Annotated in this window: 30 protein-coding genes; 5 read left to right on the plus strand and 25 right to left on the minus strand. The window is 58.0% G+C overall.

Translation table 11 applies throughout. The annotated features are described in order from the left end of the window. Nucleotide 1: 1 nt before the first annotated feature. From H5T64_10335 to H5T64_10350, 4 genes are all read left to right on the plus strand, one after another. Nucleotides 2–286 (plus strand): DUF503 domain-containing protein, encoded by a 285-nt coding sequence (locus tag H5T64_10335; GenBank protein ID MBC7264733.1) that lies wholly within the window; start codon nt 2–4, stop codon nt 284–286. 104 nt (nt 287–390) lie between these two features. Next, a complete protein-coding gene (locus tag H5T64_10340; protein ID MBC7264734.1) occupies nt 391–660 on the plus strand; it encodes a hypothetical protein in 270 nt (89 codons plus the stop codon). Between the two features lie 2 nt (nt 661–662). Further along, nucleotides 663–1121, plus strand: coding sequence for a hypothetical protein (locus H5T64_10345; GenBank protein MBC7264735.1), 459 nt, complete (start codon nt 663–665; stop codon nt 1119–1121). Between the two features lie 58 nt (nt 1122–1179). Beyond that, nucleotides 1180–1314, plus strand: a complete 135-nt coding sequence (locus H5T64_10350) for a DUF503 family protein (protein MBC7264736.1) — start codon at nt 1180–1182, stop codon at nt 1312–1314. 271 nt (nt 1315–1585) lie between these two features. Here the strand turns inward: H5T64_10350 and H5T64_10355 are convergent, their stop codons facing one another. The 25 genes from H5T64_10355 to H5T64_10475 form a co-directional block, all read right to left on the minus strand. Next, entirely contained in the window at nt 1586–2218 is a 633-nt protein-coding gene (locus H5T64_10355; protein ID MBC7264737.1) for a sulfite oxidase-like oxidoreductase, read from the minus strand. A gap of 13 nt (nt 2219–2231) precedes the next feature. Beyond that, nucleotides 2232–2528 (minus strand): DUF3343 domain-containing protein, encoded by a 297-nt coding sequence (locus H5T64_10360; GenBank protein ID MBC7264738.1) that lies wholly within the window; start codon nt 2526–2528, stop codon nt 2232–2234. A 15-nt stretch (nt 2529–2543) separates the two neighbouring features. After that, nucleotides 2544–3692: an aminotransferase class V-fold PLP-dependent enzyme gene (locus tag H5T64_10365; GenBank protein MBC7264739.1), complete on the minus strand. Its 1149-nt coding sequence runs from the start codon at nt 3690–3692 to the stop codon at nt 2544–2546. A gap of 12 nt (nt 3693–3704) precedes the next feature. After that, complete coding sequence (locus H5T64_10370) at nt 3705–5351, minus strand: hypothetical protein (GenBank protein MBC7264740.1); 1647 nt, start codon at nt 5349–5351, stop codon at nt 3705–3707. A 145-nt stretch (nt 5352–5496) separates the two neighbouring features. After that, nucleotides 5497–5928 (minus strand): YjbQ family protein, encoded by a 432-nt coding sequence (locus H5T64_10375; protein MBC7264741.1) that lies wholly within the window; start codon nt 5926–5928, stop codon nt 5497–5499. A 1-nt stretch (nt 5929) separates the two neighbouring features. Then, nucleotides 5930–6775: an amidohydrolase gene (locus tag H5T64_10380; protein ID MBC7264742.1), complete on the minus strand. Its 846-nt coding sequence runs from the start codon at nt 6773–6775 to the stop codon at nt 5930–5932. Between the two features lie 76 nt (nt 6776–6851). Then, nucleotides 6852–7910, minus strand: a complete 1059-nt coding sequence (locus tag H5T64_10385; GenBank protein MBC7264743.1) for an SIS domain-containing protein — start codon at nt 7908–7910, stop codon at nt 6852–6854. Nucleotides 7911–7967: 57 nt separating this feature from the next. Beyond that, nucleotides 7968–8705, minus strand: a complete 738-nt coding sequence (locus tag H5T64_10390) for an SIS domain-containing protein (protein ID MBC7264744.1) — start codon at nt 8703–8705, stop codon at nt 7968–7970. 18 nt (nt 8706–8723) lie between these two features. Continuing rightward, nucleotides 8724–9890, minus strand: a complete 1167-nt coding sequence (gene nagA / locus H5T64_10395; protein MBC7264745.1) for an N-acetylglucosamine-6-phosphate deacetylase — start codon at nt 9888–9890, stop codon at nt 8724–8726. 9 nt (nt 9891–9899) lie between these two features. Further along, on the minus strand, nt 9900–10844 hold the full coding sequence (locus H5T64_10400; GenBank protein MBC7264746.1) for a haloacid dehalogenase-like hydrolase: 945 nt from the start codon (nt 10842–10844) through the stop codon (nt 9900–9902). Between the two features lie 15 nt (nt 10845–10859). Then, nucleotides 10860–11780, minus strand: a complete 921-nt coding sequence (rfbD, locus tag H5T64_10405) for a dTDP-4-dehydrorhamnose reductase (protein MBC7264747.1) — start codon at nt 11778–11780, stop codon at nt 10860–10862. A 109-nt stretch (nt 11781–11889) separates the two neighbouring features. After that, a complete protein-coding gene (locus tag H5T64_10410) occupies nt 11890–12636 on the minus strand; it encodes a creatininase family protein (protein MBC7264748.1) in 747 nt (248 codons plus the stop codon). Between the two features lie 15 nt (nt 12637–12651). Then, nucleotides 12652–13398, minus strand: coding sequence for an SIS domain-containing protein (locus H5T64_10415; protein ID MBC7264749.1), 747 nt, complete (start codon nt 13396–13398; stop codon nt 12652–12654). A 12-nt stretch (nt 13399–13410) separates the two neighbouring features. Beyond that, nucleotides 13411–13896, minus strand: a complete 486-nt coding sequence (locus H5T64_10420; GenBank protein ID MBC7264750.1) for a PTS sugar transporter subunit IIA — start codon at nt 13894–13896, stop codon at nt 13411–13413. A 158-nt stretch (nt 13897–14054) separates the two neighbouring features. Then, nucleotides 14055–15344, minus strand: coding sequence for a PTS ascorbate transporter subunit IIC (locus H5T64_10425; protein ID MBC7264751.1), 1290 nt, complete (start codon nt 15342–15344; stop codon nt 14055–14057). 121 nt (nt 15345–15465) lie between these two features. Continuing rightward, nucleotides 15466–15747: a PTS sugar transporter subunit IIB gene (locus H5T64_10430; GenBank protein MBC7264752.1), complete on the minus strand. Its 282-nt coding sequence runs from the start codon at nt 15745–15747 to the stop codon at nt 15466–15468. A gap of 73 nt (nt 15748–15820) precedes the next feature. Beyond that, nucleotides 15821–16582, minus strand: coding sequence for a DeoR/GlpR transcriptional regulator (locus H5T64_10435; protein ID MBC7264753.1), 762 nt, complete (start codon nt 16580–16582; stop codon nt 15821–15823). 219 nt (nt 16583–16801) lie between these two features. Further along, the gene (locus tag H5T64_10440; protein MBC7264754.1) at nt 16802–18118 is read right to left on the minus strand and encodes a helix-turn-helix domain-containing protein; all 1317 of its coding nucleotides are present in this window, start codon (nt 18116–18118) and stop codon (nt 16802–16804) included. A 53-nt stretch (nt 18119–18171) separates the two neighbouring features. Then, complete coding sequence (locus H5T64_10445; GenBank protein MBC7264755.1) at nt 18172–20013, minus strand: aldehyde ferredoxin oxidoreductase family protein; 1842 nt, start codon at nt 20011–20013, stop codon at nt 18172–18174. Nucleotides 20014–20040: 27 nt separating this feature from the next. After that, the gene (locus tag H5T64_10450; GenBank protein MBC7264756.1) at nt 20041–21204 is read right to left on the minus strand and encodes an iron-containing alcohol dehydrogenase; all 1164 of its coding nucleotides are present in this window, start codon (nt 21202–21204) and stop codon (nt 20041–20043) included. Between the two features lie 98 nt (nt 21205–21302). Beyond that, complete coding sequence (locus H5T64_10455) at nt 21303–21557, minus strand: DUF4242 domain-containing protein (GenBank protein ID MBC7264757.1); 255 nt, start codon at nt 21555–21557, stop codon at nt 21303–21305. Between the two features lie 30 nt (nt 21558–21587). Continuing rightward, the gene (locus H5T64_10460) at nt 21588–21995 is read right to left on the minus strand and encodes an SCP2 sterol-binding domain-containing protein (protein ID MBC7264758.1); all 408 of its coding nucleotides are present in this window, start codon (nt 21993–21995) and stop codon (nt 21588–21590) included. Between the two features lie 63 nt (nt 21996–22058). Continuing rightward, the gene (gene chrA, locus H5T64_10465) at nt 22059–23204 is read right to left on the minus strand and encodes a chromate efflux transporter (GenBank protein ID MBC7264759.1); all 1146 of its coding nucleotides are present in this window, start codon (nt 23202–23204) and stop codon (nt 22059–22061) included. A gap of 3 nt (nt 23205–23207) precedes the next feature. Next, on the minus strand, nt 23208–23981 hold the full coding sequence (locus H5T64_10470) for a 3-oxoacid CoA-transferase (protein MBC7264760.1): 774 nt from the start codon (nt 23979–23981) through the stop codon (nt 23208–23210). A gap of 5 nt (nt 23982–23986) precedes the next feature. Continuing rightward, nucleotides 23987–25006: a CoA transferase subunit A gene (locus H5T64_10475; protein MBC7264761.1), complete on the minus strand. Its 1020-nt coding sequence runs from the start codon at nt 25004–25006 to the stop codon at nt 23987–23989. A gap of 263 nt (nt 25007–25269) precedes the next feature. Here H5T64_10475 and H5T64_10480 point away from each other — a divergent pair. Beyond that, nucleotides 25270–25521 (plus strand): hypothetical protein (locus tag H5T64_10480; protein MBC7264762.1); only part of this gene is annotated, 252 nt, incomplete at its 3' end.

A 25521-nucleotide genomic window follows, 5' to 3' on the forward strand; every position in this document is an offset into this window, starting at 1 on the left:
CATCGTCGTTGGCATCTGCACGATCAAACTGCATATCCCCGGCAACCACTCGCTCAAGGACAAGCGTCAGGTGCTCAAGTCGCTCCTGGCACGGGTGCGCAAGGAGTTCAACGTCTCCATCGCCGAGGTGGAAGGCAACGACCTGTGGCAGATGGCAGTGATCGGCGTGGCCTGCGTGAGCAACGATGCTTCTCACGCCCATGCCACGCTGACCAAAGTGGTGGAGTTCATCGAGCGCGTCCGCCCGGACGTGCAGGTGGTGGATTTCACGACGGAGATTATGTAAAATAGAGCCGCAGACCACCTCGAGAACACGTCGCAATTGGGCAAAGGACCGCCAAAATGGTATAATTGATTGCAAAACCAGTCATTCCCATGGAGGGGCAGAAGATGGAAATTCACGAACTGATTGTCGAGATGAAATTGCTTGAGCGTCGCTTGACCCTCTATGAAGAGAAGTATGGCGTTCTCAGCGAAGACTTCTACGCTGCCCTCATGGCAGGAGAGTTGGAACGCTACGACGCTTTCGATGAGACGCGTGCCGATTTCAGCCGGTGGAAGGGGATTTACGAGACATGGCTACGCCGCAAAGAAGCCTACACCGAGCAAATCCGGCAACGTGAACTGGCTGAGGCTCTGCGTGTTCAGCCTGCCTACTGAAGATGACTGACAATCCCCTGAAGTCACTGACCAACTACAGTCGCTTTGTAGCCGAGTTGCTTCATCGTCCCACTGTGGAGCGCTCCACGGTGGCAGTTTGGTCTGACAGTCGGTACACGGGTGTGGCTGAAGGAGAGGTGTTTTTCTCGAACGGCATCCGGTTACGTTTGCGGGAGGAACTGGATTTCGACGCGGGTTTGATCACGGCGTATGGTTATGAAGTCTATCGGGGCGCAGAACGGCTGTATTGGTACGATGACTTTCCCCATCCGCATGATCCAGATTTGGCTTCGACGTTTCCCCATCACAAGCATGTGCCCCCTGACATCAAGCACCACCGCGTTCCTGCGCCGGAGATGAGTTTCACTCAGCCCAATCTACCTGCGCTCATTCGCGAGATCGAAGAGCTCAGGGGGCTTAAGCAGAGAGCACCAAATTCGTCGCCGGGAGCATGGGCCTAACCTGCCTTCGACGGTAGGTACCACGGGGCCTTGTGCAGAGTTTGACTCTGGTTGGCAGATGGCAGTGGTCGGCGTGGCCTGCGTGAGCAATGACGCTTCTCACGCCCATGCCACATTAACCAAAGTCGTGGAGTTCATCGAGCGCGTCCGCCCGGACGTGCAGGTGGTGGATTTCTCGACGGAGATTATGTAAAATATGGCCGGGTTAGATTCTCTTCACAGTGGTACTACCCTAGGCAGCTCCCCAGAGCTCCGGAGGGATGCAGACAAGGGACAGCAGAACTGAGAATTCTCGTGGAGATCACTGGCATAGCCCTCCAGGCAGACAGCGCCTAACCGCTCACCGCAGCCAACCACGCTAATCGCGCGCCGAATTCGAAACTTGTTGTTGTGGACTGCTTTGTACTTAGAGAGTACGCTGCTAATCCGGTGGCAGCTGAGTTCGCCGCGGTTAGCCGACGAATTCACTCCTCAGCGCTGCCCCTCCGCCCCAACCCACTAGAAAATCGCTCCTCCCTCCACGGATCACCGCGTATGTGGTAGCCCCTGCTCTCCCAGAAACCGGGCCGGTTCTCGGCCATGAATTCCAGCCGGCGCACCCACTTGGCGCTCTTCCAGAAGTACAGGTGGGGTACCACCAGGCGTAAGGGGTAGCCGTGCTCCGGTGCGAGGGGCTTATCATCGTAACGCCAGGCAAAGAGCACATCCTCGTGTAGGAAGTCATCCAGCGACAGGTTGGTGGTGTAGCCGTGCTCGGCGTGGACCATAATGTAGCGAGCCTCGGGCAGGGGCTTGATCAAGCGCATGAGTTCGCGACTGGGCACGCCCTCCCATACCGTGTCTAGTTTCGTCCAGCGCGTCACGCAGTGGATGTCCACCACGATGCGCCGCGTTGGCAGGGCGGTGAACTGCTCGTAGGTGAGGACTAACGGCTCTTCGACCAGGCCAGTAACCCGGAAGTCCCACTCTGTTAGGTTCACGCGGGGCACAGGGCCCTCGTGCAGGACGGGGAACTTCTCGGTGAGCACCTGGCCAGGCGGGATGCGGGCTCCGATTTCATCGGATAAACGCTTATCACTTGTCGCGCCGGTTGTCATTTGATTGTACCCCCTACTCTGTCACCACGATGTCTTCGCCAGAGTGAATGGCGTCCACCGGGATTTCCTTAGAGCGCGAGTTACCCAGGTGATACAAGCCAGCGATGTCCACGCCCGCCTCCGTCAGCAGTTGGCACACCTCTTCCACCTCGCTCCATGGAAAGCGCAGCGCCGAGCCGCAGTCCGAACTGAGGTGGCGAGGCGTTGGTATCAGGCGTGCGTCTAGGCCACTTTTCGCCAAGGCGCGCTCCGCCTTGATCGCACTCTGAGTCGAATGGAACAAAATCACACCGTAGTCGTTCCTGACCATCCGGTAGCGGTCCCCTTATGCTTTTGCAATATGGCGCAGGGCCTCTACTGCGGCGTCAATTTCTCCTTCGGTGCTGAATACACTCAGGCCCCAGCGCACTGTGCCGTGTGGGAAGGTGCCGATGGTGCGATGGGCGGCCGGGGCGCAGTGCAGTCCCACTCGGCATAGTACCCCGTACTCTTCATCCAGCCGCTGCCCCACCTCCGACGGTTCCATACCCGCCACGTTGAAACTGATTGTAGCCACCTGCTGCCTCGGGTCACGCGGGCCATACACCGTAACCTTTGGGATCGCCGCCAAGCCCGCCAGCAAGCGTGCGGTCAACGCAGTCTCGTATTCCTGGATCTCAGACACGCCACGACCGAGTACGAAGCGCACCCCCGCGCCCAAGCCAGCGATACCCACCGCGTTCAGCGTCCCGCTCTCGTATTTGTCGGGCAGGAACTCCGGCTGCTCCTCGAACTCCGAGCGGCTGCCCGTGCCACCACGGACCAAGGGACGCAGCCTCTCCAGGTCCACCCGCGGGCCGATGTAAAGCCCACCCGTCCCCATTGGCCCCAGCAGGGCTTTATGCCCGGTGAAGGCTAGAAAGTCAATGCCCATCTCTTCGACGTCTAAGGGGATCGCGCCCGCGGTCTGGGCCGCGTCCACGAGCAGTGGGATACCGTGTCGCCGGGCGATCTCGCCCACCTGGGCGACCGGCAGGATGGTGCCCACCACATTCGAGGCGTGGTTGATGGCAATGAGAGCGGTGTTCAGGCGAATGGCCTCCTCAATCCCTGCCGGATCTAAGACCCCTTCTGACGAGCAGGGCACGACGGTTAGGGCCACTCCTTGGCGTTCCAGGGCACGCAGGGGTCGCATCAGGGCGTTATGCTCCATGGAACTCGTAACCACGTGGTCTCCGGGGCGCAGGTAGCCGTTCACCACCAGGTTGATGGCCTCGGTGGCATCCGGGGTGAAGATGATGCGCAGCGGGTCACCCACGCCGAACAGTTCCGCCAACGCCTCACGGGTGTCATAGACGATGCGCGCTGCCTGGACAGACTGGCGATGGCCAGAGCGGCCCGGATTGCCACCCACCTCGGTCATAAAGGCCACCATCGCCTGGACAACGGAGTCGGGCTTAGGCCAAGAGGTGGCAGGGTTGTCGAAATAGATCATCTTGCCATCTCCTCAATACAGCAGGCTGGCAAATAGCCACACGGCCAGCACAGCGAATAGGGCGGCAGTGAGTAGTTTGACCGTCGCCACGTGTCGCTCCAGGAAAGCACCCAACTGCCGCGAAGTAGTGCCACAAAAGGCCAGTAAGAAGACAACTACCAACGGCGCAATGAACATGAGATTATAGAGCACCAGATAGAAAACCCCGTGGGCGCGCAATTCCGGCACCTTTGTGACAAAGATGATGGTGGGCAAATACACCTGGCCAGTGCAAGCCAGTTCCAATAGTGAGACGACCACGCCCGTGCCTAGCGCCCCCCACATGAAACCCCTCAACCGCGAATGCTGGCGAATCGTCTGGTGCATTTGCTGGTGAACGCGTCTGGGCAGCCGCAGGCGCATCTCTTCCGGGCGGCCACGCCGAGCCTGGATGAAATCATAGAGACTCAGCACGGCCAATGCGGCGCACAGGACAGCCGTCGCCAGGTATACCAGACGGGACAGGGTTTTCAGGAAAGCCAGCGTACTGAGGAATGAGAGCACCCCCAAACCCACCAGAAGATAAGTCGCGAATACGCCTAAGGTGAAAGCCCCACCTACAAGAAGGATATCGCGCCCTTTGCGCCCGATGAGAGCCAAGTAGGAGACGAAGAAGACAATGGTAGTGAAAGCACAGGGGTTCACCCCATCAATCAAGCCTGCGCCAATTACCGTGAGTGCGCTGAAGGAGAGGAACCGCTGGACAATACTCTGCTCACTCTGGCCCAAATCGAGCCCCTCCCAGGGTGGCTTTGTGCCCGTGGTGGCGTATCGTTCGAAGAGCGCGGCCAACTTGACATGGGTAACATTGGCTGGCCCTACCAGGGCCTCATCGCCCACGAAAATCGTCGGCGCCACCAGCCGCTCGTTCTGAGGTAGGCCATACTTCAGGCCCAACGCCTCGCCGATTTCCGCATCCGCTGTCACATCCCAAGCCCGAACGTAGAGATTGGGATAGACCTCTTTGAAGTAATCCAGTTCGTAAGAGACCCGGTCACACTCACGACAGGTAGTGTCATATAGATAAGCGACATACAGAATGGGGCCTGGGCCTCCTGCCTCGCGTCCGCACCAGCGGCAACCCTCCTCGGGCAGACGAGTGATGTCAACGGTGGGAGTGGCCGTAGGACGCGCGAGCGTGGGGGTAGGTTGAGGGGTAGTCGTCGGCACGGCGCTGGGAGAGATTGCTGGTGTCGGACCACCCTCTGGGGTAGGCACGGGGACAAGACTAGGGTCAGGCCAATCGCAGCCGCCACTCTGGAAGCAGGCTTCGATGATGCCAGGTAATTCCTGCTCGATCTCCTCCTGGTTGATGAGCACCCGGTCGCCAATGAAAATCTCCGGCAATCCTGGCCAAGTGACACGGAAGCGGGACTCCAGGTCCAGGAGCATCAGGTAGTTCTCGGGAACGGCGATCTCGAAGTAACGCGCCTGCAAGCGGTCTCCGTATTTCTCGAACAGAGGTGGCAAGACCTCACGCATCACCCACTGGCAATGGTCACACTCCGCGGAATAGAAAAAGAAGAACCGCACCACGGGTTCCTGGGCCCAGGCATGGGACAGGACCAGGGTCCAGAGTACCAATATCAAGGATAAGGACACGACGCGACGCAATCTCATTTCCTTTCTTGCTCGTCTTCAGATGGGAATATATTGTATCACCATCTATCTGGGGGAACAAACGCGCTCAGAGGGTATGCCCGAGCCAGGGGCAGAATCCTGATGGAAGGCTATGGATGCCGAACTGGTCTTGAGCGCTCAAACGTTATTCGCCCAGCACCTGCACGCAATACGTCCGGCATAGGGGGCCATCATATTCGGCGAAGTAGATGCGCTGCCGCGAGCCCTTGACGATAGCGCCCTCGTGGATGGGGAAGAAGACCTGGAATCCCCCCAGCACGCTTTTCAGATGCGCGCCAGCGTTGAAGCCCAGCCGCCCATCAATGTCCAGGTAACGGTTGTGATAATAATCGCCGTCATCGGGGGCCATCGCTTCCAGGTGATTCATGATGTCACGCTCCAGGCATGGTAGCCCTTCCGTCACGAACAGGCCGGATGAGGTGTGCATAGTCATCACGTTCACCACGCCCTCGCGGACCCCGCTCTCACGAACGATGCGCTCCACCTCTGGCGTGATATCAATCAGTTCCTTGTCGCGTCGCGTTTGTAGTTCGATCTTCTGAAGGAAGACTTTCATGCTACACCTCTCCCAGCAAGTGGCGCGCGTTGTCGCGGAAGATCAGTTCCAGGCAACCTTCGCTTAGGCCTAGCCCGCGCACTGCTCGGGCCATATTCTTGATTTCCACGCGAGGATAGTTGGAACCGAACACAATTTTGTGGCGCAAACTCTTCTCTATGAGGCTCAATGGCACCTGTCCACCGATCACAAAACGCAGGAAATCGGCAGGATTGTCAAAATAAAGGCATGACGTGTCAATATACACGTTCGGGTATTTCAGCGCCAGCATCACTGCTTCGAGGACCCAGGGCCAGGCGAAGTGAGCGATCACAATGTTCAGTTCTGGGAAATCAGCAGCGACGTTCTCTATACGCAGTGGCTGTCCGTAGATCGCCTTGCTTCCCGGCTCCCACGACATGCCCGCATGAATCACTACCGGTATGCCCAGCGCCTGGGCTACCCCATAAAGAGGGTAGGCAAGGGCCCGGTCATCGAGGTAGAACTCTTGCATAGGGGGTGCAAGTTTGAGGCCTCGTAGCCCGAGTTTCTCCACTGCACGTCGCAGCTCTCTCGGCGCTTCTGGGTCATGGGGGTCCACACTGGCGAATCCTATGAAACGATCGCTCATAGCGCAAAGTTCTGCAACCTGGTCGTTGGAATAAAGGCGACAGCCCCGAGTCGAAGAGGCATCAATGGGCAATAGCACAGCCCGCTCCAATCCAGAGACATCTAACTCCAGCAAGAAGGTCTCCAGAGGCTGCGGGATGTTTCGGATGAAGAACACATCACGGGCTGCAGTCTGGAGTTCAGGGTATTTCTCCATCATCTCGCGGACGAGTAGCGGGTGGGTGTGGAAATCAATCATGTTGGCTCCTTCATCTTGCGCATAACACGTACATGTAAGCGGGTAGGGGCGCGGTGGTGCTGCGCCCCTACACCGATTATATGTAGATCACAGCCTCGACATTGGCGGGCCGATCGGGGTTCAGGCCTTTGCGCATGGCCCGATGGTAGGCCAGGAATTGCATAGGCGGCAGGTAAAGGGGGCCACGGAGTGTCTCCGATAGTCCCGACCTGACCCAGACTGCGTATTCGGGCTTCAGTGCACCGATTTGGGATGGCTCCTCTCCGACGACCAACAGATGTGCGCCTAACGCCTGTGTTTCTGCCAGCACTGCTACCTCTTCCTGTGTCGCGCGATCCGAGAGCAGTCCCACTGCCAGGGTGTGGTCATCCACCATGGAGCGTGGGCCATGCCGGAACTCCAGAAAGTGATAGGCTTCGGAGTAAGAAAGCGACATTTCTTTCATCTTGAGCATGCCTTCGCAAGCCAAGCCGTAGTTGGGTCCCGAACCGAGGAAGAAAAAGCGCTGGTATCGGTCATCCTCGCCTGGTCGGCGCATCGCCTCTTCGCACTCCCGGACTACATTTCCACCGTGTTCGGGGAGCATTTGCAAAGCCTGTAAAACAGACGTCTGTCCGGCCAACTCCCCCATCAAGTGAAGAGCCAGCACCAGCATAGAAGAGAAAGAAGCAGTCTGAGCATAACTTTGCTCCTGGGCGGCGCTGGCCACGAGCGGCGCTTGGGTCAGACCGGCGAGAGTGCTATTGGCATAGCAGGTGATAACGAACACGTGGTCCCCGCCCTTGTGTTCAGCAAAGGCTTTGGCGGCCCGTACGGTCTCGGTAGTTTCTCCCGAACGGGAAATGGCCACCAGCGAGCACTCGCCTGGGGGCATAGCAATCTCAGGGAACAAGAAGATTTCGGACGATGGGAAGGCACGGGCACGAATGCCGGTCTCGGCTTGGAACACCGCCGCGGCGGTTAGAGAAAGGTAATGAGTTGAACCGCAGCCGCAAAATACCATCTCGGCTACGTTGCGGCGAGACCAAGACTCGCGAATACGGGGTAGGACGATCCGGGCCTCTTGTATGGCTTGGGCCCAGGCCTTGACCTGCCCACGGATTTCCCTCAGTGTGTGCTCCCCTCGCTCAGCCATAAAGTATTCTCCTCCACCCCCATTTGAGAGTAAGATGTGCCAACCCAGCACGAGTGATCACAGAAAATGCATCCGGTCTTTGTATTGCTCCATCATCCGGCGATTGTATTCAGTGCCTCCATCTATGTTGGCGGCCAGGTATACAGGTGGCGTGAATCCTTTGGCCAGCAATTTCTCTACTGTGGCGGCGATTATGGCGTGCAGAAGGGCACAACCGACTGCGCCCGAGGTCGGGCAGATCTTCTGCGGCACGCCCTCCACCTCCAGCACCGCATCTCCCGGCACTGCCAAATTGTCCACGACTAGATCGACGAGTTCGTACATCTTCTTGCCGCTGGGATGGCGTGAAGTCACGGCGCTTGTGTATTGCATCGAAGTGATGCCGATCACCTTCATGCCCTTTTCCTTCGCGGCCATGGCCATCTCGATGGGCACGTGGTTGCGACCGGAGACTGAAACCAAAATGAGTACATCTCCAGGCGCAGTGGGCAGGCGATCGAGCAGGATCTTGGCATAGCCAGAGAGTTGTTCCATCTTGGAAGTGATGGTCGGCGGATGGATGTCCAGCGTCAAGCCCGGGCCAAAAATGGGATTGACGAGCATCAAGCCGCCAGCGCGGTAATAGATGTCCTCGACAGGCACCGCGGAATGGCTACAACCGAAGGCGAACAATGAGTGTCCATCCACGATGGCCTGGGCGATCATTTCCCCAGCCTGGTTGATGGCCTCCAACTGTGTATCACGCAGCGTTCTCATGACGTCAATCACTTTGTCTAAGTAATCGCGTGCTAGCATTTTGTCCTCCTTAGTAATTTATGTTTCGCTGGCCTGGTAGACAACCTGGCCTCCTACCATGGTCATAACCACGCGGTAGTCGGGGGTCAATAGGACTATGTCCGCTGCCTTGCCGGGCGCGATCGAGCCCACCTGGTCACCCAAGCCAATAGACTCCGCGGGCACACTGGTAGCCATAGGCAGGGCTTCTTCGAAGGTGAGGCCTGCATCCATCATCACATTGCGCACCGCCTGATCTATAGTCAACGTGCTGCCCGCCAACGTTCCCGAAGGCAAGCGTGCCTCACCTCGGGAAACTATCACCTTCTGACCACCCAGATCGTATTCCCCGTCAGACATTCCTGTGGCCCGCATGGCATCCGTGATCAGCAGTGTGCGCTTCGTTCCTTTGGCGCGCACGAGGATTTTCACTACCGCCGGGTGAATGTGGACGTTGTCCACGATTACCTGGGCGTAAATCTCGTCCAGAGCCAAGCAAGCCCCCGCCGTCCCTGGTTGGCGATGGTGGAGGCCCACCATGCCGTTAAAGGTGTGGCTGCTTTGAGTAAGGCCCGACGCCACCGCATCCACCAATTCCTCATAACTGGCCGCGGAGTGGCCGACAGCCACCGCTGCGCCTCGGCTCACCGCGTAGGGGATGAAGGCCGAATTCTCGGGGATCTCTGGAGCCAGAGTAATCAATTTGATGTTATCCCAGGCGAAGAACTGCGGGTATTCCTGGGGGTCGGCAGGCCGGATATATTGGGGAGGCTGAGCACCAGGCTGGCTGGGGCTGATATAGGGCCCCTCCAAATGTACTCCCAGCACCCGTGCGCCACCCGTTCCCTCCCGTTGGCACAGAGCCGCGTTCTCGATAGCAGCAAGAATGGCTCCCTGGGGTGCTGTGATGGTGGTGGGCAGGAAGCCGGTTACGCCGTGGCTGGCGAAAAAGCGCGCCATCCCTTGGATCGCCTGGGGAGTGGCGTCCATGGTGTCATAGCCAGCCGCGCCGTGGACATGGATGTCAATGTAGCCAGGGCTCACTATCTTGCCGGCAGCGTCTATCACAGTGGCCTTCGGGTCTGGCGGTCCGGAACCTTCTCGGACTGCGACGATTTTGCCCTCCTCGACGACCACCGTGCCTTTCTCTAATACCTGCCACGGGGTGATCACCCGTCCATTGGTGATGATAAGTCTACTCATCATAGAAACCTTTCAGCGTAGAGGCGACATAGCCATTCTTCGGTAAGTGTGTCTTCTGCCGCGCAACGCAATAGAATATTCCATAATATTCTCGGGCACCGCAATGGATATTGAGAAGCCCCCCTCACCGATTTCGTGAACATCCGCGCCAGTCATCTTGGCTTCCAGGGCGATTCGATGGATAACATCCGCTGAGCTGCCTTCCACCGAACCAATCATAACTAACCAAGCGAGTGCACCTTGCCTATGTACCAATGAAACTAACTCCCGAACAGCCTCTGTGGTCCACCCTGGTGAGGCTCCAGGCATTGGCAAGGCTATTGCATCGCATCCAGCCGCACAGAATGCTTTAATGGCGTCGGGCGTAATCAAATGCGCACCCGTCTCGCTAGCGATACCAGATCCCACGGGCTTCCCCGAAACAATGAACACCCGATCCCCTAACCTATCTCTTATGGCCTGCGTAGCACTTGCGATTGCCTCATTGGTCACTCCAGTACCTGGAGTTCCGGTAATGAATAGGATGTCGGCCCCCTGTGCAACAGCCTTCCGAGCGTTATCTGGGGTGGCCAAACGCCCATGATCCTCCTCGGTGAAATTCCTGGCGGGCTCTAAGTTGACCCCCACAGGGCGGCCAATCAGACGTTTAACCTCTCGTATTGTAACCCCGATCCCGCGGGGTGCTGCCCCAGCCGATTCAGCGTCAGGTTCCTCAGAAGCAGAGGGCAGACCGTATATTACAGGATGGTCCACATTGTAGCGATTCAGGATGATGATATCTGCTCCCATGGCAGCAGCGAGCTCTGCATTGGTGACCCCATCAACCAATGGGGGTGCGCTGCACACCACTTCAGCGGCTATAGTTCTCCCCTCCGCTGCCCTTATGCTCCCCGCCAATTCCTTAGCATCCATCCTTTGGAATTCTGAGGCGGTTATATCTGTTATGCGCTTGATCATCTCACCTCCGTTTAGTCAGAGTGCTGGCTGCTTGCTGGAAAAACCAACGATGGAATTCTCACTTCCTGCCACTCCGACTCCTAAGGGTGAGATGGCCTGGAGGCATTCTTGTAGAGCTGCGCGCCAAGATGGCAGGGAAGGCCCGAGACTAGATTCGAGACAAAAGTTTCTCAGAATGCAATAGCGCCCCCTATCGGCAGGCCGATTCAGATCCGCGGATGCAATAGGTCTAATCCTGACGCCCTCGAGGCCTGCCTGCTTGATTACCTCTTCCACAAACTCGTAACGAGAGCAACTTCCTTCATTGGACATATGATAAACGCCATAGAGTTCCGACTCAACCAATTGAGCCATAGTTCGTGCTATATGCACCGTGTAGCCCATTGAGCCGATTTGATCTACTATGCCCGTGATTTCACCTTTCTCTTGAACTGTCATCAAGATGTCTACCACAGGGTTCCGCTGGCGTTCTCCGTGTCTTCCGAAGAGCATGGGAAGTCGCACGATAAAATACTTGTTAAGTAGAGATTCCACCACCCTTTCCGCAAATAATTTGCTTTTCCCATACACATTAATTGGGCCAGTTTCATCAAACTCTGTGTAAGGCTCTCGTTTGTCCGCTGGATAAACGTATCCCGAACTAGAATAAAGCATGACCGCACCCGCTTTTTGGCATCCCACTGCTACGTTTCTCGTCCCCAGCGTGTTGACCAGATACGCTTTATCGGGATTTGATTCGCACTGGTCCAAATCACGAAAACCCGCAAAATGCAATACCAAATCAGGTTTTGCGTCCTGAATAGTGGCAATTGTTGCCACAGCATCGGTTACATCTAATTCTTCGTAATCAAGGGGAATAACTTCGTGCTTCTTGGAAAAGACTTCCACTGCATCCAGCCCAAGCAGCCCGCGGGCGCCGGTGATCAGAACCCTCATTATGACGCTCCCTTTTGCCAGCAACACCCAGTTACAACAACCCAGACGGCGCGGTGCATAATCTCTCCTCAAAGCACAGCAGAGAGACTCACTCTTCGGACGCCCCAGGCTACATCGCCAGCAGTCTCTCCTTATCTTCCTCAACAGCGCGCAGAATTTTTACAATGTTTGACACAATAACATCCACCATTTTCTTGCCCTTCTCCGCACTGGCTGCCGTAGCATCGCCGTACGTTCCCGTTCTTACAATTCCCTTTGTTGAAAGTGGAACGTAATCATACCAAACAGGGAAATCTGGGTACTCGACTTTCGCTTTGTCCATCTGACAGAGATCAGGCCTCAGGGCCAGCATCAACGAAGTCTCAACCTCTGCTGCGTGGACCACGCGAGGATGGGCGCGTTTAGTTTCACATATATGCTTGAGGATATAATCCAGTCCCGGATGGAATAGATATAGAACTAGCATTCCCTCTTCGCGCAAGTTCCTGGCCGCAAACTGAACTGGAGGGACATCTGTCAAATGCCCTATGATCACCGCCACAATATCAATGCCCTGACCCTTAACGCTCCTGCATACATCCTCCACCATTATTTGGAGGGTCTCCGGACGTATTCCTATGGTCCCCGCATAATGCCTAAACGTGTACACTGGACCATACGGAATGCCGGGAAGCACGAGGGCATTGACCTGTTCGGCGACCTTCTTTGCGATCTCTTCTGCCAGGATGTAGTCTGTAGCAAGGGGTAGATGATGGCCGTGTTGCTCTGTCGAGCCGACAGGCAAAAGCGCGATCCTTCTGGTCTTGAGCGCCTCTTCTGCCTCTACCCAAGTCATCTCTCCCAGTACATTTGCCATTTCTACCCCTTTTTCTTACAAATGTTTGATCCTATCCTTGTACCTCTCGAGGTATTTGGCATTGATTTCAGCCCCACCGGGCACATTTACGGAAACCCAAATGGGGGGTTCCACGCCTCTTTCAGCCAACATTTGGGCGACCTGAACCATCAGTGCTTGAAGGATAGCCGCGCCGATAACCCCAGAGGTGGGGCCCACTTTGTAAGGTATGCCCTCGAGTTCTATGGCCGCATCCCCCAACACCGCCCCGTTATCCAGAACCACATCGGCTACATCCGGGAGCTTCTTGCCACTGGAGTGGCGCGCCTCGACATTGGCACAATAAAGTAGCGAGAGCAAAGCGATCACTTTCAATCCCCGTGCTTTTGCCTGGATCGCCACTTCCACAGGTACTTCGTTGCGTCCCGACGTGGAGATAATGAGAATAACGTCGCCTGGTGTGGTATGATAAGAGTCCAGAATGATTTTGCCATAGGCCTCTTGACGTTCATACCAGTAACAGTTCTCACTCGCCTTGCGCAGTCCGAGCGTCGGTTCGATCATTGCGTTGGTTGGGGCGAGGCAGCCTGCACGGTAGAAGATTTCCTGCGCCAACAACTGGGAGTGGGAAGTGCCAAAAACATGAAGGATACCACCCCGAGCCACAGATTGAGCGATGATCTCGGCTGCTTTCAGGATGTTCTCCTTCTGTTTCTCACGAACATCTTTCAGCATGCTCTGAATCTCGGCCAGGTAAAGTTCAAACGCTTTTTTCTCCGTCACCCCACCCCCTATTCAATGCCCACCGGCGTGTCGGTCTTCTGTGCGCTCATCCGTGTACTTTCTGATCAGCTGAATAGCCTTTTTGACGTTACTACAGCGGCGAAGAGCGGTTACTGCCTCCTCTTTTCCCAAGAAAGTAGCCAATTCTCTCAAAGCCTGGAGGTGGGTTTCTTTGTCCACAGCCCCGAACGCGACAACCAAATCCACCGGGTCATTGGCCTCTGAGCCGAATTCGACCGGAGAGGTCAACCTCACCAGACTCATACACGCTCGCTTCACCCCATCTTCAGGTCTGGCGTGGGCCAAGGCGATGCCAGGAGCCACCACCATATAAGGGCCATACTCTTCAACGACCTTCACCATGGCGTCAATATACCCCGGGGTGATGGACCCTGTCTCCAGAAGAAGTTGCCCTGCCAAGCGGACTGCATGTCGCCAATCCTCAGCCGACAGGCCCAATCGGATAGTTCTCTCATTCAGAAGATCGAGTAAGCGGATAGCCGTGTCCAACGTCGTCTCGCTCCATTCCTCACAATGGTCAGGCTTATCAAATAGAGAGAAAAGGGGGCCAGTTACACATTGTACTGGCCCCCAGTCCCCTGTGTCAAGTACTCGATAGCCTCTCACTCAGGTGGAGAGGGCACCTACCCCGACTATCAGGGAAGCCCCAGGAGTTTGGCAATGCCCCAAATGGCAAAGGATGGCACTATGACATCAGGGCAGGTCCAGAACAGGCCCTCTGCGCCCATGCCTGCGAGGTTACCAGTGATCTGGAGTTTGTAGCCCAGGCTGATCATGATCCAAGCGGCGAAACACCACCAGAAGCCGCCGAGGACAGCCCCTCGCCTGCCACCGTAGGCGTTGCCGAAGATGGCCCCCGACCCGCTGGCAAAGAAAGCGGCGATCATGCTGGGGATGGGAATCGGCCAGCCAATAGCCGCCAGGAGAGCAATGGCGACCACCTGAGCAATACTGCCGGTGATAAGCCCGATCATCAGGGAAGTAGGAGCATAGGGATAGATCACCGGGCAGTCAAGGGCTGGCTTCGAGCCAGGCGCGACCACGTCCGCAATGCCCTTAAATGCGGGAACGATCTCTGCAATGAGCATGCGCACACCCTGGATCAAGACGAGCACGCCCGCGGTGAAGCCCAAGGCTTGCAGGATAGAGAAGACGATCCAGTTTTGGCCGCCACTGAGCTCAGTCACGTAGGCCGGCCCCGCGAAGATCATGGCTAAGATGACGATAACCAGCATGACCAAGGAGATGGAGATGGACATATCGCGGAAGAAAGCCAAGCCCTCGGGCAACTTCAGGGCCTCGGCACTGTCCTCAGGGTTGCCGACTAGCCTGGCCAGCCACCCAGCAGTTACGTTTAGCAAAGTCTGGCCGTGACCGAAGGCGATCTCATCCGAGCCAGTGATCTTGCGCATAAAGGGTTGGGCCAGTGCCGGGGCCAAGGTCATATACAGTCCGTCGGTAATGGAGGCCAGGGCTACCACCAGCCAGAAGGGCAAGCCGAAGGAATGGTAGAGGATGGCGAAAGCGCCGGCGTGGATCCAGATCATGTGGCCGGTGAGGTAGATGTACTTCCAAGGCGTGAAACGGGCCAGGAGGATGTGGATGATGTAGCCGAAGAGCATGGTAAGCGAGATCTCGGCAGCGACTCCGGCGACATTAGCCGCCTGCACTGCGCCCAGACAGCCCTCATCATAGGTCACGAAGCCCTCGACGTGGAAGGCATGGGTGAACATCTGCTGAATGGGTACCAAAGCATTGATCAACGCTCCGATACCCACGATCATAATGAGCACCCCCAGGACGGTCTTGAGCACGCCGCTGATGACCTCGCCTGCTGTTTTGCGCTGGATGAGCAACCCTACCAGCGCAATCAGGCCAAGGATCACAGCCGGTAATCGGATCAATTCGAAAATCAACTCGACCATTGGTTTTTCCTCCTTAACTTAGTGAAACGGAAAAATTTCCATACCCAACAGCCTCATTGTCCTACCCTCCCTCTATCACCTCCTTTCTACCATCGGGCTTCGAGCACAGTGCACGGGCATGCTATTTGCCTTGGTACTCTTGCAGAACAGGCACGAGTTTTTCGCGCAACTCCTTCTTGTCAACCAAGTTTCTAATCAGTACCACCTTGGCCGACGTGCTCTTCAAGTGCATTTCCATGTCGGTAGGAGCCACTACGATGTCTGCCTGTTGGGCCTTGAACGTGCCCAGATCCCACGGCACTACCTCGGCTTTTACCTGAAGGTCCTTCAGGATCTCCTCAATAAACATCTTGAGCATCATGCTGCTGCCGAAGCCCATCCCGCACAAAGTGGCGATTTTCATGGCAATGATTTCCTCCTTAACCGCGCCTCTATGCAAATCCCAATTGTAGGGCACCCGCAGGTGATCGTTTTGCTTAGGTTAGGATCACCTCTATGCCCAACCTCCTCAGTTCTGCTACGATGTCCGATGGGGCAGCCGAGTCGGTCACTACTTTGTGAACGGCCGTGACAGGAGCCACCAGAACCGTAGATACCTTTCCAAATTTGCTGTGGTCGGCTACGAGAATCACCTCTGAGGCGGATTGGATGATAGCCCTGTCGGTCATCGTTTCAGGCAGATAATCGCTCGTTAGACCATCCTGAACGCTGATAGCCCGCATACCCATGATCACTTTGTTAGCCCGCAACTCTTTCAGGGTCTGCTCTGTGATATGGCCGATCATGGATAATTCTGAGTGGCGCAACAATCCACCTGTGACTACAACGGTGATCTCCGGCTGGTCTGCCAAGAGGTTAACAATGTTGAGGGCATTGGTAATCACGGTGAGATTCTTCTTGCCGGTGAGGTGGCGAGCCACTTCGAAGGTTGTCGTCCCTGAGCCCAGGAAAATCGTTTCGCCATCCTGAATCAGTTTTGCGGCTGCCTGTCCGATTCTGCGTTTCTCTTCTTCATTCTCCATCATTCTCTGGATGATAGGTGGTTCGGGAGTGGCGCGCTCGGCGACGACGGCCCCGCCGTGGGATCGGCGAATGACTCCTTCATCTTCCAGCGCATCCAGATCGCGCCGCACAGTCGCCGGGCTGACACCAAATCGCTCGCTTAATTCGGCCACCGTCGCCCGCCGGCGTTCACGGATCAGACGCAATATCTCTCGTTGACGTTCAGCACTCAGCATAGTGTGTGCATACCTGCAGGATGGACTTCTTGGATGGGGAGAAAAGAGCCGTATTTGAGCAAATTAGTGCTCATTTCTGCTCTTATTATAGCAGAAATATGCTCGTTTGTCAATAGGAAACGAGAGAAAATTTGCACACAAACCCAGAAAGTGTAATTTGGTAAACCCAGGGAGTTGGGAGGGGACAAAGGGCTAGGAGCGTATAGCCGTACGCTCCTATTACAGCCGCGGCAGGTAGATGCGGAAGAAAGTCTGGAAGACGCGGTTCGTGTTCAGATAGTCGCCACTGAAGCCCCCGACCGCGTAGATCACTGGGCCATCGCCTGTCTGGATGGTGGCTGCGCCCAAGGTGCGCCACTGTTCCAAGACCGGGGTCTCGAAAGGAGACCAGGTATCTTGCGCCACGTCGTATCGCTCGTTGAAGGATAGGCGGTTGATCCATCCGCCACCGATGGCGTAGAGGCTGCCGTCGGCGGCAGCCAAGGCCAGCCCGCCCCGACCCTGGGCCATCGGCGCGCGGGATGACCAGGGATTGCTCCCGGCAGCCTCTGCCGCTGGGTCGTACACCTCGCAGAGATCGAATTCCGTAGCCCCATTGTAGCCGCCCACCACGTAGATCAGTCCGTCGAATTCGACGGCGCTGGCAAAGCCCCGCGCCGTGCTCATAGGCGTGCCCAGACTCCAAGTGTCCGCCTCTGGATCGTAGATGTACACCGTGTTCACGTACTGCATCCCATTGTGACCACCGAAAACGTAGAGCCGCCCACCCTCAGCCGCCACTGCCGCGGCGAAGAGAGGTTCGGGCAGCGGCGCACCTTGAGACCAGGCATCCTGCAAGGGATCATATATCTCGAGGGCAGCGACGGGTTGTTGAGCCGCATCATAGCCCCCGGGGACGTAGATCCTGTCGCCGATAACCGCGGCGGCGATGTTCAGCACCGGCGTGGGCTTGTCTGCTCGCCGAGTCCACGAGTCCGTCTCGGGGTCGTAAACCTCCACCGCGCCGGTTGCTCCCGTCGGTGTATCGCCTCCGATGGCGTAGATCTGGTCTCGGTAGGCTACAACCGCCAGGCGGGCACGGGGGATGGACATAGGCGTGCGCTCCGACCAGCGCGACACAGGGCCTGGTGTGGTGACCACTCCGGCCTGCCACCCTTGGTCACTGAACTGACGGTCGGGGACCAGCGATTCACTTCCGCGGGGAGGCAGGAGGACGATGACCGCGAGGACGAGCGCAAGGAGTACGAAGGCCACGCGCTGCCAGCCGGCAATGCGCCGGATGACGACGGGCTCTGCTGGCATCTCCGCGGGTGGAGGGGCGACTTCGACCCACCCCTCGTGGATAGCGCGGAGCGTGGCCTCGGTGCGCGACTCGACGCCCAACTTGGCGAAGATATTGCGCAGGTGCACCTTCACCGTGTTGTGGCTGATATGCAGTTGGCGGGCGATCTGGCGGTTGGAAGCGCCGGTAGCCACCAGACGCAGGACTTCCAACTCGCGCTCGCTCAGTTCGGCATTGCCCTCAATCTCGGTCATCATCCGGCTCGTAGTGTCTCGCTGAGGAAGTCGGCCCCCACAGAATCATCACATCACACCCGCCAGAGGTCTTCGGCCACATCCTCCAAATCCAGGCTCACCAGCCGCTCATTCGATGGCTTTCCGGTGGCCGGGTCCCAACCACGAAGGGCATAGTACTCGGCCAGCATCTTCTCCATATTCGGCACATGGCCCTCGGTGCCGCCGTCGGGCAACGGGCGCATCAGGATATCGGGCAGGCGATCGTCTCTGGCCGTCACGCCCAGGCGGCAATTCAGCGCCCGTTGGAGTTGGAAGATGCGCTCGCCCGCACGCATCATATCCTCTGCACCTATATCCCAACCTGCCGCCGCGCGGATCATCTCTGATATTTCCTGCAATGGCACCACGGCGAAATGGCACAACCCCAGAGAATCGGTGAAGGCCCGCCAATTCTGGCTGGTCACCACCATCGCTGCTTTATCATCGGCAAAGCGATCCCCGGGCACCAGGCCCAGGTCGGGGTTGCCCATACCCATCTCCACCAAGTAGGCATCGCTTTTGTTATGACAAGCTCCACGCGGCGAAGTGGCATACACCAGGCCCATAGCGGCGTAGGCGCGGGGGTCATGCATGGGGATCTCCAGCCCTTTGACATGCGCGGCCTCGTCTGGCCGGCCATAGCGCTCGCCCATCCGCCGCACACCCTCCACGACGATGGCACCAAAGCCTTCCCGTCGCCCCATCTGGTGCAAAAGGGCGATGGCAGCCTCTGCGTCGCCCCAGCGCAATTCCAAACCGCCGGTATCCTGCGCCGTAATCACGCCGAGGTCGTAGAGATAGAAAGCGAAGGAGGCACTCACCCCAGCGCTGATAGTATCCAGCCCGTAGGCGTTGCACAGGTGGTTGAGATAGTTCACTGCTGCCAAATCCGCAATGAGCAGCATACTGCCCCAGGCAGCGATTGTCTCGTACTCTGGCCCTTCTCCCTCTGGCAACGCATAAGGGCCATCTTTCACATGCACCACACGCCCGCAGCGGATGGGGCACCCGTAGCAGCCGCTGACGCCGGTCAGGATAGTCTCGCCCATGGTGACGCCGCTGATGACGGTGGCCTCGGGGAACAGGCCCTGGGTGTAGTATTTGTTGGGCATGTCGCCGAAAGCAATGCCCGTGTCCACCCAGCCGGCTGTGCCGGTATCGTGGAAGACCTGGCTGACGAACGCTTCCCGCAGGCCCTTCATAGACTGGCGTCCGATCTCCTGGAACCGTTGCCGGTCGGCCATAGGCCACCTGCCCTTGCCTCGAACGGCGATGGCTTTGAGGTTTTTCGAGCCCATCACTGCGCCCAAGCCAGTGCGCCCGGCAGCGCGTCCTTTCTCGGAGAGAATAGCGGCGCAGGGAACGAGGTACTCTCCAGCCGGGCCAATGCAGATCACCCGGGTGCGAGCGTCGGCGCACTCATCCTTGAGGGCGGCGATGGTGGAATACGTGTCCTGGCCCCACAGGTGAGCCGCGTCGCGGACCTCTGCCCGGCCATCGGCGACGTGAAGATACACTGGTGCGGACGAGCGTCCTTTCAGGATCAGGCCGTCGTAGCCAGCGAAGCGCAATTCTGCGCCGAAAAAGGCACCGCAATTGGCCTCACCGTAGATGCCGGTCAGAGGCGAGCGCGCCGCAATCACCCACCGGCTGGCGCTCGGGGCGTTGGTCCCAGCCAGAAAGCCGGTCATGAGCACGAGCGGGTTCTCCGGCCCCAGGGGATCGGTGTCCGCGTCAATCAGATCGTAGAGGTAGCGACAGGCCAGCCCGGCCCCGCCGATGAATTGCCGGGCGTACTCCTCGTTGAGCGGCTCGTCGTGGACCTCATTAGCCGACAAGTCCACGACCAGCACTTTGCCCGTGTAACCGTCCATGCGGTCTCCTATCTGGTGAATTTGGTCTTAGAAGTCCACGGTCATGCCCTGGTAGGCATAGCGGAACAAGCGCTCCAAGTCGGCGCTGTCGGGAATACGCGCCACCGTGATGGTAGTGGCCTCGTTCTCGGCCCGTTCGACCAGCGCGGACAACGCTTTTTCGTATGCCGCCTGCTCGATGCCCGCCTCGCGCACCGATAGCGGCTGGCCCACGCGCTTTGCCAATGCACGCACCCGGGCGGTCAGTTCCCGCGTGACTTCGAGGTCTGAGCCATCGCCGATGCCAATGAAGTGGGCGATGTCGGCATAGAGTGGCGCTGCTGCTTCGGCCAGATATTCCATTGTGTAGGGCAAGAAGAGGCCCACCGCGCGACCGTGTGGGACGTGGAAAAGGCCTCCCAGGGCATGGCCCATGCTATGGCCCAAGCCGGCCATGGCGTTGCCAAAGGACATACTGGCCAGCGTCGCCGCGTGCATCATGTGAGTGCGTGCTTCGACATCAGACCCATCCTCATAGACGCGGGGCAAACACTCGAAGATACGTTTGATGGCGATGAGGGCGGGCCCATCGGTGAAGTCGCTGCGCCAGTTAGAGGTATAGCCCTCGATGGCGTGACAGAGAGCATCCATGCCCGTGTCGCCGGTGATCTGCGGCGGCAAGTTCATCACGAAGAAGGGATCGAGAATGGCCACGTCGGGCATAGTCTCGCGGGAGCCGACGCCGATCTTGCGTTGACCTTCCACATCGGTGACCACGATCATCCACGTAACTTCCGCTCCAGTGCCACTGGTGGTGGGGATGGCGATCAGGTGGGCCTTCTGGCGCAAGTTGAGTACCTCGGAGGGGTTGATGGCGTCTGGTTCTATGTCAGGGCGGGCATAGAGCACCCAGATGCCCTTGGCCGCATCCATCGAAGAGCCGCCGCCCAGGCCGATGAGCCAGTCGGGCTGGTAGTCGAGAGCCACCTGGGCCCCGCGTTTGATCGTCTGCAGGGAAGGATCGGGTTCCACTTCATCGTAGACGCGGTACTCGAGGCCCGCCCTTGCCAATTCGCGGCCCACGCGCTTGGCGAAGCCTAATTCCACCATTTTGCGATCCGTAACAATCAGAGCACGCTGGCCCTGGATTCCGCGGAGATATTCCAGGGCGTCGTCGCCAAACACGATCAGTGGGTTAGCGAAAAACCACATGGGGACCCTCCTGCGTGAAAATGCCCGCCACCTGGCCATTTACGCCCACGCGGGATTCTTTATTTCCACCTGCCTCGGGGGCAGGTATCCACCTGCCCCTACTTGTACCACTCCGGGTTCACGTACACCACCTCGTGTACTACCTCAATCGGCCAAAGCGACATCGCGTCTTTGAGGGCGGAACGCACCGCCCCTTCGCTCGCCGCCTCCCATTCACAGATCAGCCGATTCTCGCTCGGCACGTACCAACTATTGAGCCACTTCACCTCTGGGGGCAGTGAACGCTCAACCTTCTTCGCCACCTCGACCACGAGTTCTTGCGAAACGTCCTCCGGACCCTTGTGAAAGACAATAAACCGGGCCCTGTGTCTCCTCCTCTCCTGCTATGCAGGAAACTCTGTGGGCACCTTGGTGGTGCAGTTCACCAGTTCCTGGGCGGCCTTCACGGCGCGCATGATCTTGCCCATGTTACCCTTCAGTTTGAGTTGCCGCGTCACGAGCCCCTGGATGGGATCCAGTTTCTTCTCGATGACCTTTCTCCAGACGCTGGGCGGCGCAGAAATGACGAATTCCGGCTGCATCTCGGATTCGTCCTTGACTATGAATGCTCTCCGGCTTTTGCCATGCCAGAGGTCCACGTAATAGTAGACCGGCTCGGTCTGGGATGCCTCGGGTTCCACGACGAAGTAGAAATCACCCTCCCAGGTCTTGGCCGCCTCTTCGTAGGACTTGCTGGCATTGATGGCCTCGTGGAAGGCTTGCAACCATTCGGCTGATCCAAAAATGGCCATGTCTTGTCTCTCCTTTCATTTGACCTCGTGCGATGGAAATTATAACTGCTCCGTATAGTCGCGTCAACTGCCCAGCCAGTAGCGTAACCAACCGATGATGGCGCCGCCAGCAATGACCCAGACGACATCGAGTTCAGTGCGCCATAAGATACCCAGGCTGGCGATAGCCAGCAATGCCGTCCAGATGTCCACCACGGCTGCTCGGGCCAGCAGCAAACCAGTCCCGAGAATTAAAGCCAGCGCCCCCGCGGTAACCCCGCGCAAGAAAGCGTAGGCCCCTTTAGAATCGCGCAGCCGCGGTATCCACGGTCCGGTGAGAGATACGATCAGGAACGACGGCAGAAAGACGGCGATCGTCGCCACCACCGCGCCTGGCGTTCCCTCCAACAAATAGCCGATGAACGTAGCAGAGGAAAGCACGGGCCCAGGCGTTACCTGGCCCGCGGCTATGGCGTCCACCAGTTGCTGCGGCGTGAGCCAGCCATAGGACTCGACCACATCGTGTTGGACGAAAGCGAAGAGCAGAAGCCCGCTGCCGAAGAGCAGGGAACCTACCTTCAGGAAATACAGTCCGATCTGCAGCAGGCGGCTGGGCAATACACCTGACAGACTCGGCAACGAAAATCCCAGGCCCATCCCTGCGGTCATCCACGGTCGTAGCGAGGGAGGCGTGTAGAGGAGAACCCCTGCCACGCCTGATGCCAAAAGTAATGCCACCTCATTCAGGCGAAAAAACGACAAGATGAGCACCGCGACGAAGAGCAGGCCAGCCTTCAGTTCAGTCAAGGCTGCCTTGCCCAGGCGATAGACGGCCACCGCCACGATCCCCACGACCACGGGTTTGATGCCGTACAAGATCGCCCCCACCTGGGGAAGGGCCCCGTACTCCACATAGGCCCACGCCAAGGCCAGGGTGATAAAGAAGGCGGGCAAGATGAACGCCGCCCCACTTACCACCAGACCCGGCCATCCAGCGCGCACGTAACCAATGTGGATGGCCATCTCGGTGGCGTTGGGGCCAGGGACGAGGTTGGTGGCGGCCAGGAGGTCGAGGAAGTACTCACGGGACAGCCATCGTCGCTTATGGACTGCTTCGTTCTCCATCAGCGCGATGTGGCCGACCGGCCCACCGAAACTGGTGAGTCCTAACTTCACGAAAAGGCCCGCGAGTTCCAAGAGGCGATGCAAGCGGGGCTGTGGCGAGTCCATCTGTTATTTCCCGATGGCCATGCCCGTGGGGTCAATCTCGCGCAGGAGGCGACGCTCTTCGGGCGTTGGTGGTGTCGTGGTGATCAGGTCATCGGCCACCAGCACCTCGAAGCCGGAGTTCGCCTGCACGTCCTCCACCGTGACGCCGGGGTGCAAAGCCAGCAGTTTCAGGCGCTTGGTTGCCTCATCGAATCCGTACACGCCCAGTTGGGTGATGACGCGATACGGCCCGGTCCCCCCGGCCAGCCCGGCTGCCTCCCGCGCCCCAGGCCCACTCAAGTAGCCAGGTGTGGTGATGAAATCCACCTTCTTTACAAAGCGGCGCCGGTCCTGGCGCATGAGAATGATGGTCTTCCAGCAGAAGGAGCCGATGTCGTTGGCCCCGCCACTACCGGGCAGGCGCGCCGTTGGGTGGTCGTGGTCGCCAATGACGGTGGTGTTGATGTTGCCGTACTGGTCAATCATCGCCGCGCCCAAAAAGCCGTAGTCCACGTAGCCGTTCTGACAAGCCGACATCACATCGTGCATCGAGGACGCACCCACGGCGCGGTAGAAGGTGCGCGAATCGCCCACCGAAATGGGCAGGACCGGCACGATGGGCCCTATGCCCCCGGCCTCGAAAATGATGAGCAGGTTAGGCGCGTGGGTGCGTTGAGCCAGCATAGCGGCGATCATAGGCAGTCCTGTGCCCACAAAAACCGACTTGCCGTCCTCCAACAGTTTGGACGCCACGCAGGCCAAGAGTTCGGTTGGTGTATAGGTTGCCTCCTCAGCCATCATCCTCACTCCTTGTTCTTCATCCACGGGGCCACCATGGGCATGCGCAAATGTTCCACCTCGCGCAGATAGTGTAGTTTCTTCTCCCCGCCGATCAGTTCCAGATACGCGGAAAAATCAGGCACACTGTGGACGTATTTGTCGAAGTAGGTCTGGACTCCTTCGTCGGTACGCGATAACTGCAGCCACTCGGCGATGTGTTCTTCATCGAAGAAGTAGAGGTAGGGCATCTCGCAAGGATGCGCGCCATAAGGGACGTGGACCACAGCGTCCACAACGAAGAAGGGGATACTGGTACGCCAGGGCTGAGAACGTATTACTTCCTCATCCACGATCTCCTCGGTGGTGATGATCAGCCGGCGCGCCGCCCGTGACAGTTCGAAATCCTCGATCAGGATGCCGTCAATCTGCGCGTTGCCGTATTTATCGCAGCGGGGCACGTGAATGAAGGCCACGTCAGGTTGACAGGCTGGCACCAGGCAGATGGGCTTGCCGCTGAAGGGGTCTTTCACCACGACGGCGGAACTATATTCGAAGGTGTCTGTGCCCAGGAGATTCCGCGTAGGGATGAAAGGCAAGCCCATCATCCCAGCAAGGAAACGCCATTGGTAGCCAGCGTTGGAGGTCTCGGCCACCACCCGGCAGCGGCCTGTCTCCACGGCGCGGCGGCTGGCCGGAGAGAGACCTCGCAATTCGTGGCCAAAGGAGTAGGCCACCTCCACCCTGTCCACGCACCCGGCTCCCACCAGGATGTCCAGGTCGTGGACGGCTGTCTTCCCGGCCATAGTCAGGTGCTTGCGCCCCTGGCGGATGATCTCGTAGACCACGGCCATCGCGACGCGCACATGGCCGAAGCCGCCGGAGGCGATGAAGTCGCCGTCGTGGACAAAGCGCGAGACTGCCTCGGCCACGGTCATGCGCTTGTCGCGCAGTTCGCGCGACTTGTTCGCCTGGATCCAGCGGCGGTTCTCATCCGGGTCATACCAGCCGACCAGTTCCCCCCGGCCTCTGCGTAACACTTCCATGTGTTTTCCTCCTCAGATGTTCTATGGATGACGCTTTCCCTAACCGGCCGATGTGAGCCGGGCATGCCTGCATTGTACTACTCGAGGCTGGGACTGTCAACAGGCGTTTGCGGTGATTATTTATTTGACGAACAGTGCAAAACCAATCTGAGTTCTTGCGCATTCGCTTATCCATGCCCGAAGATGGCTTGTCCAAAGTAACCTGCGGCGCTATAATGTGTGCAGTGAAAAACATCATCGCCAAGGTTTGGGGGAGGGATAAAGTGAGCGCTGGTGTGAGAATGAAAATGGCCTTAGCGGCCATCATCGTGATGCTGGCGTCATATGCCCCCTTGAGCGCTGTGCCCGCCTTGGCTGGCCAGTCGTGGGAGCAATCTCCAGATTGCGATCGGCGCATCGCCGTCTGGAGACGGCTCCCACTTGTGAATACCCGCCATCGAATGGAATTCGGTGGCTACGCCTGCGAAGTCCCGGCGGGACTTCGTGACCGTAGCCCGGAAATTTCATTTCCGTGC

The sequence above is a fragment of the Chloroflexota bacterium genome, from assembly GCA_014360825.1.
In the GTDB taxonomy this organism is placed as follows: Bacteria; Chloroflexota; Anaerolineae; order UBA2200; family JACIWT01; genus JACIWT01.